Here is a 17,293-nt window from a genome sequence, read left to right as displayed (position 1 = left end):
CACGCGGCGGAAGCCGCATGGTGTAACTGCCAACAGGAGCAGAAGTGAAGCGCAGCAAGAACTTCCGCAGCGCGGACGCGAAGATCGACCGGGAGCGTCTGTACGCCCCGCTCGAGGCCGTCCGTATCGCCAAGGACACCTCCACCACGAAGTTCGACGGCACCGTCGAGGTCGCCATGCGTCTGGGTGTCGACCCGCGCAAGGCCGACCAGATGGTCCGCGGCACCGTGAACCTGCCGCACGGCACCGGCAAGACCGCCCGGGTCCTGGTCTTCGCGACCGGTGACCGTGCTGCGGCCGCGGAGGCCGCCGGCGCCGACATCGTCGGCTCCGACGAGCTCATCGACGAGGTTGCGAAGGGCCGTCTGGACTTCGACGCCGTCGTCGCCACCCCGGACCTCATGGGCAAGGTCGGCCGCCTCGGCCGCGTGCTCGGTCCGCGTGGTCTGATGCCCAACCCGAAGACCGGAACGGTCACCCCGGACGTGGCGAAGGCTGTCACGGACATCAAGGGCGGCAAGATCGAGTTCCGCGTCGACAAGCACTCGAACCTGCACTTCATCATCGGCAAGGTCTCCTTCGACGAGACGAAGCTGGTCGAGAACTATGCCGCGGCGCTGGAGGAGATCCTCCGTCTCAAGCCGTCCGCCGCCAAGGGCCGCTACATCAGGAAGGCCGCCCTGGCCACGACGATGGGCCCCAGCATCCCGCTGGACCAGAACCGCACCCGTAACCTCCTCGTCGAGGAAGACCCGGCCGCTGTCTGACAGCCGGGCCGAGCCTGACGGCTCGGGTCACTGAGTGGCTCTGATCGGGCCCCGTACCTCCCCTCGGGGAGGCGCGGGGCCCGATTTGCTTGTGGGTGACCTGTTCGCGTAGTCTCCTCCAGAAGCCAAAGACCGCTGGTCGTTGCTGCGCCTTCGCAAGAAGGTGCGGTGGCCGAAGGATCCGCTAGGTGCGGACGACCCGCGTAGGTGTCGTGGAAAGCTCCCGGACATGCTCTTCAAAGAGCACAGCCGGTCGAGCCAAGCCCCGTGCGCCTGCGCCGGGGCGTTTTGTTTGCCCAGCCCCTTCTGAGCGGTCCTCATCACCCGGAAGGAGGCCGACGCTCTATGGCAAGGCCCGACAAGGCTGCCGCGGTAGCCGAGCTCGCGGACCAGTTCCGTAGCTCGAACGCCGCCGTGCTGACCGAGTACCGGGGTCTCACTGTGGCGCAGCTCAAGACGCTGCGTCGTTCGCTCGGTGAGAACGCCCAGTACGCCGTGGTGAAGAACACGCTGACCAAGATCGCGGCCAACGAGGCCGGGATCAACACGCTGGACGACCTGTTCGCAGGTCCGACGGCGGTTGCCTTCATCACCGGTGACCCGGTGGAGTCGGCGAAGGGTCTTCGTGACTTCGCCAAGGAGAACCCGAACCTGATCATCAAGGGCGGTGTCCTTGACGGTAAGGCGCTGTCCGCCGATGAGATCAAGAAGCTCGCGGACCTCGAGTCCCGCGAGGTTCTGCTCGCCAAGCTGGCGGGCGCGATGAAGGGCAAGCAGTCGCAGACCGCTTCGCTGTTCAAGGCGCTTCCGTCGAAGTTCGTCCGCACCGCGGAGGCGCTTCGTGCCAAGCAGGCCGAGCAGGGCGGTGCCGAGTAATTCGGCTCGCTTTTTGACCGACGCCGACAGGCGCAGGTCGCAGCGGGCCGGAAGTACGCCCGCCTCACATGTACATCGGCACCAGCCGAATTAGTGGAAGGACGCCATCATGGCGAAGCTCGCCCAGGCCGACCTGCTCGCGCAGTTCGAAGAGATGACCCTCATTGAGCTCTCTGAGTTCGTGAAGGCCTTCGAGGAGAAGTTCGACGTCACCGCCGCTGCCGCGGTTGCCGCCGTCGCCCCGGGTGCCCCCGGCGCCCCCGCCGAGGCCGCTGAGGAGCAGGACGAGTTCGACGTCATCCTCACCGGTGCCGGCGACAAGAAGATCCAGGTCATCAAGGTCGTGCGTGAGCTGACCTCGCTGGGTCTGAAGGAGGCCAAGGACCTCGTCGACGGCGCTCCGAAGCCGGTCCTCGAGAAGGTCGCCAAGGAGGCCGCTGAGAAGGCCGCCGAGTCCCTCAAGGCCGCCGGCGCGGCTGTCGAGGTCAAGTGACCTTGTTGAGTCTCTGACTCAGCTGCTCACGTTCTGAGGGCGATCACCCATTCGGGTGGTCGCCCTCAGGCGTTCCCGGGACGCCTTCCTTGCTCTTGGCGCTGCGGCGAGTATCGTGATCTTCGCCGTACGCCCCGCGGGTGGCCGTGCGCCGTACGGCGCTCTGGCCAGTGACGATCTCTGTGGAGAGCGGGGGGCCCTTGACGAACCGCACGAGGCGCGCAATTCTCAGGACGCGTCGTCATACCGATCCGGATCCGAGGCATGGATCGGCGACGTAGAGGGCAGTACTGATATGCGCATACAGCGCGTGGCTTTCCGCAGGAGTTGAGTACAGCGAGGGTGTCAAACAACCCGCACTGGACATCAGTGGGCCAAGTGGCTACACTGACCCTTTGCGCTGCCTGTTAGCTGCCTCCTGCCCGTCACCAGGGGCATACCCTCGCTCGAGCATCGACGGCCGACATCCCCGACCAGGGACTTCTGCCGCTGTGCCAGCTTGGGACCGGTACGCGCGTAGTGAGTCCGAGCCCTCGGAAGGACCCCCTCTTGGCCGCCTCGCGCAACGCCTCGACCTCTAATACGAACAACGGCGCCAGCACCGCCCCGCTGCGCATCTCCTTTGCAAAGATCAAGGAGCCCCTCGAGGTTCCTAACCTCCTCGCGCTGCAGACCGAGAGCTTTGACTGGCTGCTCGGTAATGCCGCTTGGAAGGGTCGCGTCGAGGCCGCTCTCGAGAGCGGACAGGACGTCCCCACCAAGTCTGGTCTGGAAGAGATCTTCGAGGAGATCTCGCCGATCGAGGACTTCTCCGGGTCGATGTCGCTGACGTTCCGCGACCACCGGTTCGAGCCCCCGAAGAACTCGATCGACGAGTGCAAGGAGCGCGACTTCACGTTCGCGGCTCCCCTTTTCGTCACCGCAGAGTTCACCAACAACGAGACCGGCGAGATCAAGTCCCAGACGGTCTTCATGGGCGATTTCCCGCTCATGACCAACAAGGGCACCTTCGTCATCAACGGCACCGAGCGTGTCGTGGTGTCGCAGCTGGTCCGCTCGCCGGGTGTCTACTTCGACTCCTCCATCGACAAGACGTCCGACAAGGACATCTTCTCCTCCAAGATCATCCCTTCCCGGGGTGCCTGGCTGGAGATGGAGATCGACAAGCGCGACATGGTCGGTGTCCGCATCGACCGCAAGCGCAAGCAGTCCGTGACCGTCCTCCTCAAGGCTCTCGGTTGGACCACCGAGCAGATCCTCGAAGAGTTCGGCGAGTACGAGTCCATGCGCGCCACCCTGGAGAAGGACCACACCCAGGGCCAGGACGACGCGCTGCTCGACATCTACCGCAAGCTCCGCCCGGGCGAGCCGCCCACGCGTGAGGCTGCTCAGACGCTGCTCGAGAACCTCTACTTCAACCCGAAGCGCTACGACCTCGCGAAGGTCGGCCGCTACAAGGTGAACAAGAAGCTCGGCGCCGATGAGCCGCTGAACGCCGGTGTCCTCACCAGCAAGGACATCATCGCCACCATCAAGTACCTGGTCCGGCTGCACGCCGGCGAGGTCGAGACGGTCGGCGAGTCGGGCCGGAGCATCGTCGTCGAGACCGACGACATCGACCACTTCGGCAACCGTCGTCTGCGTAACGTCGGCGAGCTCATCCAGAACCAGGTCCGCACGGGTCTGGCTCGTATGGAGCGCGTCGTACGTGAGCGGATGACGACTCAGGACGTCGAGGCGATCACGCCGCAGACCCTGATCAACATCCGGCCGGTCGTCGCCTCCATCAAGGAGTTCTTCGGCACCAGCCAGCTGTCGCAGTTCATGGACCAGAACAACCCGCTGTCGGGTCTCACCCACAAGCGCCGTCTGTCGGCGCTTGGCCCGGGTGGTCTCTCCCGTGAGCGGGCCGGCTTCGAGGTCCGTGACGTGCACCCGTCTCACTACGGCCGTATGTGCCCGATTGAGACTCCCGAAGGCCCGAACATCGGTCTGATCGGTTCGCTCGCCTCGTACGGCCGCGTCAACGCGTTCGGCTTCGTCGAGACGCCGTACCGCAAGGTGGTCGAGGGTGTCGTCACCGACGACGTCGACTACCTGACCGCCGATGAGGAAGACCGTTTCGTCATCGCGCAGGCCAACGCGACGCTGGGTGAGGACATGCGCTTCACCGAGTCGCGCGTGCTCGTCCGCCGTCGTGGCGGCGAGATCGACTACATCCCGGGCGACGACGTCGACTACATGGACGTCTCGCCGCGCCAGATGGTGTCGGTCGCCACCGCGATGATCCCGTTCCTCGAGCACGACGACGCGAACCGCGCGCTCATGGGCGCGAACATGATGCGTCAGGCCGTGCCGCTGATCACGTCCGAGGCGCCGCTCGTCGGCACCGGCATGGAATACCGCTGTGCGGTCGACGCCGGTGACGTCATCAAGGCGGAGAAGGACGGTGTGGTCCAGGAGGTTTCCGCGGACTACGTCACCGTCGCCAACGACGACGGTACGTACACCACGTACCGGATCGCGAAGTTCTCCCGCTCCAACCAGGGCACCTCGGTCAACCAGAAGGTTGTCGTGGACGAGGGCGCCCGGGTCGTCGAGGGCCAGGTCCTCGCCGACGGGCCCGCCACCCAGCAGGGTGAGATGGCGCTCGGCAAGAACCTGCTCGTGGCGTTCATGCCGTGGGAGGGTCACAACTACGAAGACGCGATCATCCTCAGCCAGCGTCTGGTGCAGGACGACGTCCTCTCCTCGATTCACATCGAGGAGCACGAGGTCGACGCCCGTGACACCAAGCTCGGCCCGGAGGAGATCACCCGGGACATCCCGAACGTCTCCGAAGAGGTCCTCGCGGACCTCGACGAGCGCGGCATCATCCGTATCGGTGCCGAGGTCGTCGCCGGTGACATCCTCGTCGGCAAGGTCACGCCCAAGGGTGAGACCGAGCTGACGCCGGAAGAGCGACTGCTGCGCGCGATCTTCGGTGAGAAGGCGCGCGAAGTGCGCGACACCTCACTGAAGGTGCCGCACGGCGAGGTCGGCAAGATCATCGGTGTCCGTGTCTTCGACCGCGAAGAGGGCGACGAGCTGCCGCCGGGCGTGAACCAGCTGGTTCGTGTCTACGTCGCGCAGAAGCGCAAGATCACCGATGGTGACAAGCTCGCCGGCCGTCACGGCAACAAGGGCGTCATCTCGAAGATCCTGCCGATCGAGGACATGCCGTTCATGGAGGACGGCACCCCGGTCGACATCATCCTCAACCCGCTGGGTGTCCCGTCCCGAATGAACCCGGGACAGGTCCTCGAAATCCACCTGGGCTGGCTCGCCAGTCAGGGCTGGAAGGTCGAGGGCGGCGAGGACTGGATGGAGCGTCTGAAGGTGATCGGGGCCGACGAGGTCGCTCCCGGTACCAACGTCGCCACCCCGGTCTTCGACGGTGCGCGCGAGGACGAGATCTCGGGTCTCTTCGAGTCCACGATCCCGAACCGCGACGGCAACAGGATGGTGCAGCCCTCGGGCAAGGCCAACCTGTTCGACGGCCGCTCGGGTGAGCCTTTCCCGGAGCCGGTCTCGGTCGGCTACATGTACATCCTCAAGCTCCACCACCTGGTCGACGACAAGCTGCACGCTCGTTCGACCGGTCCGTACTCGATGATCACCCAGCAGCCGCTGGGTGGTAAGGCCCAGTTCGGTGGCCAGCGCTTCGGTGAGATGGAGGTGTGGGCGCTTGAGGCTTATGGCGCCGCTTACGCCCTCCAGGAACTGCTGACCATCAAGTCCGACGACGTCACCGGCCGCGTGAAGGTCTACGAGGCCATCGTCAAGGGCGAGAACATTCCTGAGCCCGGCATCCCCGAGTCCTTCAAGGTGCTCATCAAGGAGATGCAGTCCCTGTGCCTCAACGTGGAGGTGCTGTCCTCGGACGGCATGTCCATCGAGATGCGCGACACCGACGAGGACGTCTTCCGCGCTGCGGAAGAGCTCGGTATCGACCTGTCCCGGCGCGAGCCGAGCAGCGTCGAAGAGGTCTGACGGGTTGTCCGGCCGCTGCTTCACCGCAGCGGCCGGCTCTCCCCGGACCCGTTCAGACCATGATTGACTCTCGACCCCGAAAGAGGGATTGACGACAAGTGCTCGACGTCAACTTCTTCGACGAGCTGCGGATCGGCCTCGCCACCGCGGACGACATCCGGACCTGGTCGCACGGCGAAGTGAAGAAGCCGGAGACCATCAACTACCGCACGCTCAAGCCCGAGAAGGACGGACTCTTCTGCGAGAAGATCTTCGGCCCGACCCGGGACTGGGAGTGCTACTGCGGTAAGTACAAGCGTGTCCGCTTCAAGGGCATCATCTGCGAGCGCTGCGGCGTCGAGGTCACTCGCGCCAAGGTGCGTCGTGAGCGGATGGGCCACATTGAGCTGGCCGCCCCTGTCACGCACATCTGGTACTTCAAGGGCGTGCCTTCGCGCCTCGGCTACCTGCTCGACCTCGCGCCGAAGGACCTCGAAAAGGTCATCTACTTCGCCGCGTACATGATCACGTTCGTGGACGAGGAGCGCCGCACGCGTGACCTGCCGTCGCTGGAGGCGCACGTCTCCGTAGAGCGTCAGCAGGTCGAGAACCGTCGCGACTCCGACCTCGAAGCCCGCGCCAAGAAGCTCGAGACCGACCTGGCCGAGCTCGAGGCCGAGGGCGCCAAGGCCGACGTACGCCGCAAGGTGCGCGAAGGTGCCGAGCGTGAGATGAAGCAGCTGCGTGACCGTGCGCAGCGCGAGATCGACCGTCTCGACGAGGTGTGGAGCCGCTTCAAGAACCTCAAGGTCCAGGACCTCGAGGGCGACGAGCTGCTCTACCGCGAGCTGCGCGACCGCTTCGGTACGTACTTCGACGGCTCGATGGGTGCCGCTGCTCTGCAGAAGCGCCTGGAGTCCTTCGATCTGAACGAAGAGGCCGAGCGGCTTCGCGAGATCATCCGTACTGGCAAGGGCCAGAAGAAGACCCGTGCGCTGAAGCGGCTGAAGGTCGTGTCTGCCTTCCTGCAGACCTCCAACAGCCCCAAGGGCATGGTGCTCGACTGCGTCCCGGTCATTCCGCCGGACCTTCGCCCGATGGTGCAGCTGGACGGTGGCCGCTTCGCGACCTCCGACCTGAACGACCTGTACCGCCGTGTGATCAACCGCAACAACCGTCTGAAGCGGCTTCTCGACCTCGGTGCTCCCGAGATCATCGTCAACAACGAGAAGCGCATGCTTCAGGAGGCCGTTGACGCGCTGTTCGACAACGGTCGTCGTGGCCGTCCGGTCACCGGTCCCGGTAACCGCCCGCTGAAGTCCCTGAGCGACATGCTCAAGGGCAAGCAGGGTCGATTCCGTCAGAACCTTCTCGGTAAGCGTGTGGACTACTCCGCGCGTTCCGTGATCGTCGTCGGCCCGCAGCTGAAGCTGCACCAGTGTGGTCTGCCCAAGGCCATGGCGCTGGAGCTCTTCAAGCCGTTCGTGATGAAGCGCCTGGTTGACCTCAACCACGCGCAGAACATCAAGTCGGCGAAGCGCATGGTCGAGCGCGGCCGGACCGTCGTGTACGACGTGCTGGAAGAGGTCATCGCCGAGCACCCGGTTCTGCTGAACCGTGCGCCGACGCTGCACCGCCTCGGCATCCAGGCCTTCGAGCCGCAGCTGGTCGAGGGCAAGGCCATCCAGATCCACCCGCTCGTCTGCACCGCGTTCAACGCGGACTTCGACGGTGACCAGATGGCCGTGCACCTGCCGCTTTCGGCAGAGGCGCAGGCCGAGGCCCGCATCCTGATGCTGTCCTCGAACAACATCCTGAAGCCGGCCGACGGTCGTCCCGTCACCATGCCGACCCAGGACATGGTTCTCGGTCTCTTCTTCCTCACCACTGATGAGGAAGAGCGCAAGGTCATCGGTGAGGGCCGTAGCTTCGGCTCGACCGCCGAGGCGACCATGGCGTTCGACAACCGCGAGCTCTCGCTCCAGGCGAAGGTCGACATCCGCTTCCCGGTGGGCACCATCCCGCCGCGTGGCTGGGTGCCGCCGGTCGCTGAGGAGGGTGAGCAGGAGTTCCAGCAGGGCGACAGCTTCCGGCTTCGTACGACGCTGGGCCGCGCGCTCTTCAACGAGCTGCTGCCCGAGGACTACCCGTTCGTCGACTACTCGGTGGGCAAGAAGCAGCTCTCCGAGATCGTCAACGACCTGGCGGAGCGCTACCCCAAGGTCATCGTGGCGGCGACGCTCGACAACCTGAAGGCGGCCGGCTTCCACTGGGCGACCCGTTCGGGCGTCACCGTGGCCATCTCCGACGTCGTCGTGCCCGAGGCCAAGAAGGCCATCGTCAAGGGTTACGAGGCGCTGGACGAGAAGGTCCAGAAGCAGTACGAGCGCGGTCTCATCACCAAGGAAGAGCGCACTCAGGAGCTCATCGCGATCTGGACCAAGGCGACCAATGAGGTTGCCGAGGCGATGAACGCGAACTTCCCCAAGACGAACCCCATCTTCATGATGGTTGACTCGGGTGCCCGAGGAAACATGATGCAGATGCGTCAGATCGCCGGTATGCGTGGTCTGGTGTCGAACGCCAAGAACGAGACGATTCCTCGCCCCATTAAGGCGTCGTTCCGTGAGGGTCTGTCCGTGCTGGAGTACTTCATCTCCACCCACGGTGCCCGTAAGGGTCTGGCCGACACCGCCCTGCGTACCGCCGACTCGGGTTACCTGACCCGTCGTCTGGTGGACGTCTCGCAGGACGTGATCATCCGCGAGGAGGACTGTGGCACCGACCGCGGCCTCAAGCTGAAGATCGCGTCGAAGGGTGCCGACGGCATCCTGCGCAAGACGGACGATGTCGAGACCAGCGTGTACGCACGCATGCTCGCCGAGGACGTCGTCATCGACGGCAAGGTCATCGCGCCTGCCAATGTCGACCTCGGTGACGTGCTCATCGACCAGCTGGTCATGCACGGCGTCGAGGAGGTCAAGACCCGCTCGGTCCTGACCTGTGAGTCCGCGGTCGGCACCTGTGCCTTCTGCTACGGACGCTCGCTCGCCACCGGCAAGCTGGTCGACATCGGTGAGGCGGTCGGCATCATCGCCGCCCAGTCCATCGGTGAGCCCGGTACCCAGCTGACGATGCGTACCTTCCACACCGGTGGTGTGGCCGGTGACGACATCACCCAGGGTCTGCCCCGTGTCGTCGAGCTCTTCGAGGCTCGTACGCCCAAGGGTGTCGCCCCGATCTCGGAGGCGGCCGGCCGCATCCGTATCGAGGAGACCGAGAAGACCAAGAAGATCGTCGTCACCCCGGACGACGGCAGCGACGAGACGGCGTTCCCGATCTCGAAGCGTGCCCGTCTGCTCGTGGGCGAGGGCGACCACGTCGAGGTGGGCCAGAAGCTCACCGTGGGTGCCACCAACCCGCACGACGTGCTGCGGATCCTCGGCCAGCGCGCGGTCCAGGTCCACCTGGTCGGCGAAGTCCAGAAGGTCTACAACAGCCAGGGTGTGTCGATCCACGACAAGCACATCGAGATCATCATCCGGCAGATGCTCCGCCGCGTGACGATCATCGAGTCGGGCGACGCCGAGCTGCTTCCGGGCGAGCTCGTCGAGCGCGGCCGCTTCGAGGGCGAGAACCGTCGTGTGGTCACGGAAGGCGGCCACCCGGCCTCCGGCCGTCCGCAGCTGATGGGTATCACCAAGGCCTCGCTGGCGACCGAGTCGTGGCTGTCGGCGGCGTCCTTCCAGGAGACGACCAGGGTTCTGACGGACGCGGCGATCAACGCCAAGTCCGACTCCCTGATCGGCCTCAAGGAGAACGTCATCATCGGTAAGCTCATCCCGGCCGGTACGGGCCTGTCCCGCTACCGCAACATCCGGGTGGAGCCCACCGAGGAGGCCAAGGCCGCGATGTACTCGGCCGTCGGCTACGACGACATCGATTACTCGCCGTTCGGCACCGGCTCCGGCCAGGCCGTTCCGCTGGAGGACTACGACTACGGTCCGTACAACCAGTAAGCGAGACGCTTGAGAAGGGCGGTCACCCCGGAAGGGGTGACCGCCCTTCGGCGTTGCCGGCGGCTCCGGGAAGTCCGGTGTGTTGGGGTGGACGGCATTTGTTTTGACCGGAGTCAATGAGGTAGGTACAGTCAGACCTTGTGCCTGGGGTGTGTCCTGGCTCCACCGCGTGCTTATGTCCGCTAAGGGAGCCGGGGGAGAAAAACACGCCGCAACCTGTGAATTCTCCACTTCGGTGGAGGCCTCAGTGTTCGACACACCCGACCGCGTGGGTCGGAGGTGTTCCAGGTTAGTTTCACAGTGATCGGCACACAGAAACCGGAGAAGTAGTGCCTACGATCCAGCAGCTGGTCCGCAAGGGCCGACAGGACAAGGTCGAGAAGAACAAGACGCCCGCACTTGAGGGTTCCCCTCAGCGTCGCGGCGTCTGCACGCGAGTGTTCACGACCACCCCGAAGAAGCCGAACTCGGCCCTGCGTAAGGTCGCGCGTGTGCGTCTGACCAGCGGGATCGAAGTTACTGCTTACATCCCGGGTGAGGGACACAACCTGCAGGAGCACTCCATTGTGCTCGTGCGTGGTGGCCGTGTGAAGGACCTGCCGGGTGTTCGCTACAAGATCATCCGCGGTTCGCTCGACACCCAGGGTGTCAAGAACCGCAAGCAGGCCCGCAGCCGCTACGGCGCCAAGAAGGAGAAGTAAGAATGCCTCGTAAGGGCCCCGCCCCGAAGCGCCCGGTCATCATTGACCCGGTCTACAGCTCTCCTCTTGTCACGTCGCTGATCAACAAGATTCTGCTTGACGGCAAGCGTTCCACCGCCGAGCGCATTGTTTACGGCGCCATGGAAGGCCTCCGCGAGAAGACCGGCAACGACCCGGTCATCACGCTGAAGCGCGCGCTTGAGAACGTCAAGCCCTCGCTCGAGGTCAAGTCCCGCCGCGTCGGTGGCGCGACGTACCAGGTGCCGATCGAGGTCAAGCCCGGTCGTGCGGCCACCCTCGCGCTGCGCTGGGTCGTGGGTTACTCCCGCGCCCGCCGCGAGAAGACCATGACCGAGCGCCTCATGAACGAGCTGCTCGACGCCTCCAACGGTCTTGGCGCTGCCGTCAAGAAGCGCGAGGACACCCACAAGATGGCCGAGTCGAACAAGGCCTTCGCGCACTACCGCTGGTAGTCGCTACCCACATCGAGACCGAGAGAAGATTGAGCCTTATGGCCACCACTTCGCTTGACCTGGCCAAGGTCCGCAACATTGGGATCATGGCCCACATCGACGCGGGCAAGACGACCACCACCGAGCGGATCCTCTTCTACACCGGCGTGTCTTACAAGATCGGTGAAGTCCACGATGGCGCAGCCACCATGGACTGGATGGAGCAGGAGCAGGAGCGCGGCATCACGATCACGTCTGCCGCGACGACCTGCCACTGGCCGCTCAATGAGGTTGATCACACGATCAACATCATTGACACCCCCGGTCACGTGGACTTCACCGTCGAGGTGGAGCGTTCGCTCCGCGTCCTCGACGGCGCCGTCACCGTGTTCGACGGTGTAGCGGGCGTCGAGCCGCAGTCCGAGACTGTCTGGCGTCAGGCGGACCGCTACGGCGTGCCGCGTATCTGCTTCGTCAACAAGCTCGACCGCACCGGCGCCGAGTTCCACCGTTGCGTCGACATGATCGTCGACCGCCTCGGTGCGGTTCCGCTGGTCATGCAGCTCCCGATCGGCGCCGAGGCCGACTTCCAGGGTGTTGTCGACCTCGTGACGATGAAGGCCTTCGTCTGGTCCGCCGAGGCGGCCAAGGGCGAGGCGTACGACATCGTCGACATCCCGGCGACGCACGTCGAGGCTGCAGACGAGTGGCGCGGCAAGCTCCTTGAGTCTGTGTCCGAGCACGACGACGAGATGATGGAGATGTACCTCGACGGCCAGGAGCCGACCGAGGAGCAGCTGTACGCCGCCATCCGTCGTATCACTCTGGCCTCCAAGGGCAGTGCCGACTCCGTCACCGTCTCCCCGGTGTTCTGCGGTACCGCGTTCAAGAACAAGGGCGTCCAGCCCCTGCTCGACGCCGTTGTTCGCTACCTGCCGTCTCCCCTGGACGTCGAGGCCATTGAGGGCCACGACGTCAAGGACCCGGAGAAGGTCGTCAAGCGTCAGCCGTCGGACGAGGAGCCGTTCTCCGGCCTTGCCTTCAAGATCGCGAGCGACCCGCACCTGGGCAAGCTCACCTTCGTCCGGATCTACTCCGGTCGCCTCGAGGCCGGCACCGCGGTGCTGAACTCGGTCAAGGGCAAGAAGGAGCGCATCGGCAAGATCTACCGCATGCACGCGAACAAGCGTGAGGAGATCCCCTCGGTGGGTGCCGGTGACATCGTCGCCGTCATGGGTCTGAAGCAGACCACCACCGGTGAGACGCTGTGCGACGAGAAGAACCCGGTGATCCTGGAGTCCATGGACTTCCCGGCGCCGGTCATTCAGGTCGCGATCGAGCCCAAGTCCAAGGGTGACCAGGAGCGGCTGGGTGTTGCCATCCAACGGCTCGCGGAGGAGGACCCCTCCTTCCAGGTGCACTCGGACGAGGAGACCGGCCAGACCATCATCGGTGGTATGGGCGAGCTTCACCTCGAGGTGCTCGTCGACCGCATGAAGCGCGAGTTCCGCGTCGAGGCGAATGTCGGCAAGCCCCAGGTCGCTTACCGCGAGACGATTCGCAAGACCGTCGAGCGTATCGACTACACGCACAAGAAGCAGACTGGTGGTACCGGCCAGTTCGCGAAGGTGCAGATCGCCCTTGAGCCCATCGAGGGTGGCGACGCCTCGTACGAGTTCGTCAACAAGGTCACCGGTGGCCGCATCCCCAGGGAGTACATCCCCTCGGTGGACGCGGGCGCGCAGGAAGCCATGCAGTTCGGCATCCTGGCCGGCTACGAGATGGTCGGCGTTCGCGTCACCCTTCTCGACGGTGGTTACCACGAGGTCGACTCCTCGGAGCTCGCCTTCAAGATCGCCGGTTCGCAGGCGTTCAAGGAGGGTGCCCGCAAGGCCTCTCCCGTGCTCCTCGAGCCGATGATGGCCGTCGAGGTCACCACGCCCGAGGACTACATGGGCGATGTGATCGGCGACCTCAACTCCCGCCGTGGCCAGATTCAGGCCATGGAGGAGCGCAGCGGCGCTCGCGTCGTGAAGGGCCTCGTGCCCCTCTCGGAGATGTTCGGCTACGTCGGAGACCTCCGCAGCAAGACCTCGGGTCGCGCAAGCTACTCGATGCAGTTCGACTCCTACGCCGAGGTTCCGCGGAACGTCGCCGAGGAGATCATCGCGAAGGCCAAGGGCGAGTAGCTCCCCCGAGTTGACGCTTTAGGCTTGACCCAACCGCCGGGGCTCTCCCCGCGACCCGTGTGTGAGAATCCCGGCGGTTGGCACCCCAGCAAAGATCACCTGGCGCCGATGAAGCAAGGCGTACAGAACCACTCCAGGAGGACCCAGTGGCGAAGGCGAAGTTCGAGCGGACTAAGCCGCACGTCAACATCGGCACCATCGGTCACATTGACCACGGTAAGACGACGCTGACCGCGGCGATTACCAAGGTGCTGCATGACGCGTACCCGACCCTGAACGAGGCCTCGGCCTTCGACCAGATCGACAAGGCTCCTGAGGAGCGCCAGCGCGGTATCACGATCTCGATCGCGCACGTCGAGTACCAGACGGAGTCGCGTCACTACGCGCACGTCGACTGCCCCGGTCACGCGGACTACATCAAGAACATGATCACGGGTGCGGCGCAGATGGACGGCGCCATCCTCGTGGTCGCGGCCACCGACGGCCCGATGCCGCAGACCAAGGAGCACGTGCTCCTGGCCCGCCAGGTAGGCGTGCCGTACATCGTTGTCGCCCTGAACAAGGCCGACATGGTGGACGACGAGGAGATCCTGGAGCTCGTCGAGCTCGAGGTTCGTGAGCTCCTCTCCGAGTACGAGTTCCCGGGCGACGACCTCCCGGTCGTCAAGGTCTCGGCGCTCAAGGCGCTCGAGGGCGACCCCGAGTGGGGCAAGACTGTCCTCGACCTGATGAAGGCCGTCGACGAGTCGATCCCGCAGCCCGAGCGCGACGTCGACAAGCCGTTCCTGATGCCGATCGAGGACGTCTTCACGATCACCGGTCGTGGCACGGTCGTCACCGGTCGTATCGAGCGCGGCGTGCTCAAGGTCAACGAGACTGTTGACATTGTGGGCATCAAGGAAGAGAAGACCACCACCACGGTCACGGGCATCGAGATGTTCCGCAAGCTGCTGGATGAGGGTCAGGCGGGCGAGAACGTCGGCCTCCTCCTCCGTGGCATCAAGCGCGAGGACGTCGAGCGCGGCCAGGTCATCATCAAGCCCGGTTCGGTTACGCCGCACACCGAGTTTGAGGCCCAGGCCTACATCCTGTCGAAGGACGAGGGTGGCCGTCACACCCCCTTCTTCAACAACTACCGCCCGCAGTTCTACTTCCGTACGACGGACGTAACGGGCGTCGTGACCCTTCCCGAGGGCACCGAGATGGTCATGCCTGGTGACAACACCATCATGACGGTCAACCTGATTCAGCCGGTTGCCATGGAAGAGGGCCTCAAGTTCGCCATCCGTGAGGGTGGCCGGACCGTCGGCGCCGGCCAGGTCACCAAGATCAACAAGTAATTTGTTGGTTTGACCTGGTTGCTCCTGCATGAGCACCAAGAAGGGCCCCTGCTCCGTCGTTCACGGCGGAGTGGGGGCCCTTCTGTTGTGCGGTGGCATTTCCCCTACCCGCCCCTTCCCGAACTGGGGCTCCGCCCCAGACCCCGCTCCTCAAACGCGGGAGGGGCTGAGATTGCCGCAAGCGGCAAATCCAGCCCGTCTACGGGCGCCAGAGCCACGGGGTCGCGTCCGGGCCCAGGCCGACCACTACCGGGCCCTTCGGGCCGACGTGGAGCGTGGGGCCCTCCAGGGAGGGCGGGGTGCCCTTGCGGCGTATCAGGCGGCCCTCCGTCAGCAACTGCACCTGGCCCCTGCGGTCGCGGCCCAGGAGGACCGGACCCGTGGGGGCGGACGCCGCGCCCACCGCGCCGTAACCGTTGAAGCGCAGCCGTACCGGCCTGCTGCCGCTGACTCGGGCCGTCGTGAGGCGCGACGTGGCGGGGCCGCGGTAGACCAGGTCTATGCCGCCGTCGGGTGCGGCGAGGGCCGTGGGCGGGCCGCCCGGCGTGGGCAGGCCGGTGGCGGGGCGCGGGCCGACGGGCCTGCCGGGTGCGTCCTGCGTCCAGTGGTGCACGGTGTCGTGCCCCGCCGCGAAGACGTGGACGCGGCCGGCGCCGTCCACCGCCGTGGCCAGCCCGTCCTGGATCTCGCCCCCGCCGAGGTCGCGCCAGGCGTCCCAGCGGCCGGCCGCGCTCCGGACGCGCGTACTGATGCCCTTGTCCGCGTTCCGTACGAAGAGATGGACCCGGCCGTCGGGCGCCGTGACCGCGACGGGCGAGCCGATGCGGCGGCCCCGGTCGTGGCGCTTCTCCGGATTGCCCAGGCCGGTCCAGGCGCCGAACTCGCCGCCGGGCGTGCGCTGTTCGAGCAGTACGATCTCACGCGTATTGGCCGCGCCGTGGCCCGCGAGCGCGGAGAAGCGCAGCCCGAAGAGCAGCTGCCGGCCGTCGCTGAGTGCCGCCGCGCCGAGCGCCGGCGCCAGTGGCCCGCCGCCGAGATCGTCCGCGGGGCCCCACACTCCGCTGCCGGGCGCTGTCTCGCGCCGGCGTGCGACCCGCAGACCCAGCACGCTGTACGCCGTGAGCCGACCGTCGGGGCCGGTCGCGACGACCGGGCGGGCGCCGGGGTAGCGGTAGTGGGTGGAGCGGACCCAGCCCTTGCGGTTGGTGAGCGGGCGGTCGCCGCCGACGTTGTAGTCGCCGCAGCCCGCCGCGTTCCCGCACTCCCAGTCGGGAGCGCCGCCGTACGGCACCAGGTGCGAGGCCTTCTCCGCGACCACCTGCTCGGGGAGGTTCTTCGGCCAGTGGCGGTTGTAGTAGCCGCGGAAGGACGTGGCGACGAAGCCGGGCACATCACCCCCGCCCTCCGTCGCCTCGGCGACCCGCCGGATCATCGCGGCCCACGCGAAGGAGGCGACGGCGGTGTGGTCGGCGTGGTCGGAGTACCCGGGCTGCTCACTGTCGCGGCGCCGCGTGGCCTCGTCGCTGTGCTGGATGTCGGGGTCCGGGTCGAGGGTGTGCACCACCGTGGGCCGGTACCGCTCCATCAGCCCCGCGAGTACGTCGATGAGCCCGTCGTAGTTGTACGAGCCTGCCTTCTCCAGGGGTGAGCCGTCCGCCACCACGGTACGGAGGGAAAGCCGGCGCGCCTCCCAGAGACTGGGCAGGCCCATCCGGCCCCATGAGGTGTGCATGGCCAGGTTGAGGAAGACCAGCTCGACGCGGCGGTCGCCGTTGACGAGGATGTTCAGCTCGGCTTCGTGATCCCCGCGCAGGGTGGTCACGGACCTCTGCCACTTGGTGAACCGGGGGAGGCCGAGCAGAACGGCGTACGCCTGACGCAGTCCCTGATGGCGGGCGGAGGAGTACGCCGTACGGTCGGCGGGCTGCGGGCCCGCGCCGGGTATCCGGTTCACACCATTGGCCTCACCGGCGGTGACGTACACGCAGACCAGCGGGACGCCGGAGTCCAGCGTCTGCTGGGTGTCCGGGTTCATGAAGTACAGGTCGTCGTCCGGGTGGGCGAGTATCTGCATCAGCAGCGCGTGCCGGGGGCTGGATATCGGCTTGCCGGGGACCGGGTCGGCGGCGGGGCCCTCGCGGCGCGGGGCGGGGACGGAGCACGAGGTGAGGGCCAGGCCGGCGGTGAGAGCGGCGGCGGCGGCGGACGCGACCACGGCGCGCCTGCTGGGGCCGGGTGTGGTGGCGTCCTGCGGGCACGCGGCAGCAAGCCCCCGTTCGGTCGTGCTGGTCACGCGCCGCGCTCCGTCCGCTTCCCCCGCAGCGGGCGTTGCTCGCTCCGCGCGTACATCCGTCGATCGCTTAAGGCGCCGATCCCACCCCCCGGGGGACCGGCCGCGCTGGACTAGACGGATGTTCGGGCGTCGGGGTTGCCTCGGCCGGGCGA

At 66.1% G+C, this 17,293-nt stretch carries 10 protein-coding genes; 9 read left to right on the top strand and 1 reads right to left on the bottom strand.

What is annotated here, in order from left to right; genetic code table 11:
* Positions 1-44: 44 nt before the first annotated feature.
* The 9 genes from rplA to tuf all read left to right on the top strand — a co-directional run bounded on the left by rplA (position 45) and on the right by tuf (position 14,848).
* Positions 45-767: a 50S ribosomal protein L1 gene (rplA, locus tag ABZX79_RS13625; protein WP_215135474.1), complete on the top strand. Its 723-nt coding sequence runs from the start codon at positions 45-47 to the stop codon at positions 765-767.
* Between the two features lie 345 nt (positions 768-1,112).
* The gene (gene rplJ / locus ABZX79_RS13620) at positions 1,113-1,643 is read left to right on the top strand and encodes a 50S ribosomal protein L10 (protein WP_214974375.1); all 531 of its coding nucleotides are present in this window, start codon (positions 1,113-1,115) and stop codon (positions 1,641-1,643) included.
* A 109-nt stretch (positions 1,644-1,752) separates the two neighbouring features.
* Positions 1,753-2,136, top strand: a complete 384-nt coding sequence (gene rplL, locus ABZX79_RS13615) for a 50S ribosomal protein L7/L12 (protein ID WP_355255597.1) — start codon at positions 1,753-1,755, stop codon at positions 2,134-2,136.
* A 549-nt stretch (positions 2,137-2,685) separates the two neighbouring features.
* The gene (gene rpoB / locus ABZX79_RS13610; protein ID WP_355255594.1) at positions 2,686-6,168 is read left to right on the top strand and encodes a DNA-directed RNA polymerase subunit beta; all 3,483 of its coding nucleotides are present in this window, start codon (positions 2,686-2,688) and stop codon (positions 6,166-6,168) included.
* A 98-nt stretch (positions 6,169-6,266) separates the two neighbouring features.
* Positions 6,267-10,166 (top strand): DNA-directed RNA polymerase subunit beta', encoded by a 3,900-nt coding sequence (locus ABZX79_RS13605; protein WP_355255591.1) that lies wholly within the window; start codon positions 6,267-6,269, stop codon positions 10,164-10,166.
* A gap of 329 nt (positions 10,167-10,495) precedes the next feature.
* Entirely contained in the window at positions 10,496-10,867 is a 372-nt protein-coding gene (gene rpsL / locus ABZX79_RS13600) for a 30S ribosomal protein S12 (RefSeq protein WP_003948652.1), read from the top strand.
* Between the two features lie 2 nt (positions 10,868-10,869).
* Positions 10,870-11,340 carry a 30S ribosomal protein S7 gene (rpsG, locus tag ABZX79_RS13595; protein WP_028812383.1) on the top strand — a complete coding sequence of 157 codons (471 nt, stop codon included), beginning with the start codon at positions 10,870-10,872 and terminating at the stop codon, positions 11,338-11,340.
* 38 nt (positions 11,341-11,378) lie between these two features.
* Positions 11,379-13,508: an elongation factor G gene (fusA, locus tag ABZX79_RS13590; RefSeq protein ID WP_355255587.1), complete on the top strand. Its 2,130-nt coding sequence runs from the start codon at positions 11,379-11,381 to the stop codon at positions 13,506-13,508.
* A 146-nt stretch (positions 13,509-13,654) separates the two neighbouring features.
* Positions 13,655-14,848, top strand: a complete 1,194-nt coding sequence (gene tuf, locus ABZX79_RS13585) for an elongation factor Tu (RefSeq protein ID WP_355255584.1) — start codon at positions 13,655-13,657, stop codon at positions 14,846-14,848.
* Positions 14,849-15,047: 199 nt separating this feature from the next.
* On the opposite strand, the gene ABZX79_RS13580 is transcribed toward tuf, so the two are convergent.
* Complete coding sequence (locus tag ABZX79_RS13580; protein ID WP_355255718.1) at positions 15,048-17,063, bottom strand: PIG-L family deacetylase; 2,016 nt, start codon at positions 17,061-17,063, stop codon at positions 15,048-15,050.
* Between the last annotated feature and the right edge of the window lie 230 nt (positions 17,064-17,293).

The sequence above is a fragment of the Streptomyces sp. NPDC002994 genome (genome assembly GCF_040611155.1).
GTDB lineage: Bacteria > Actinomycetota > Actinomycetes > Streptomycetales > Streptomycetaceae > Streptomyces.
This window is presented reverse-complemented; position numbering and strand designations above follow the sequence as displayed.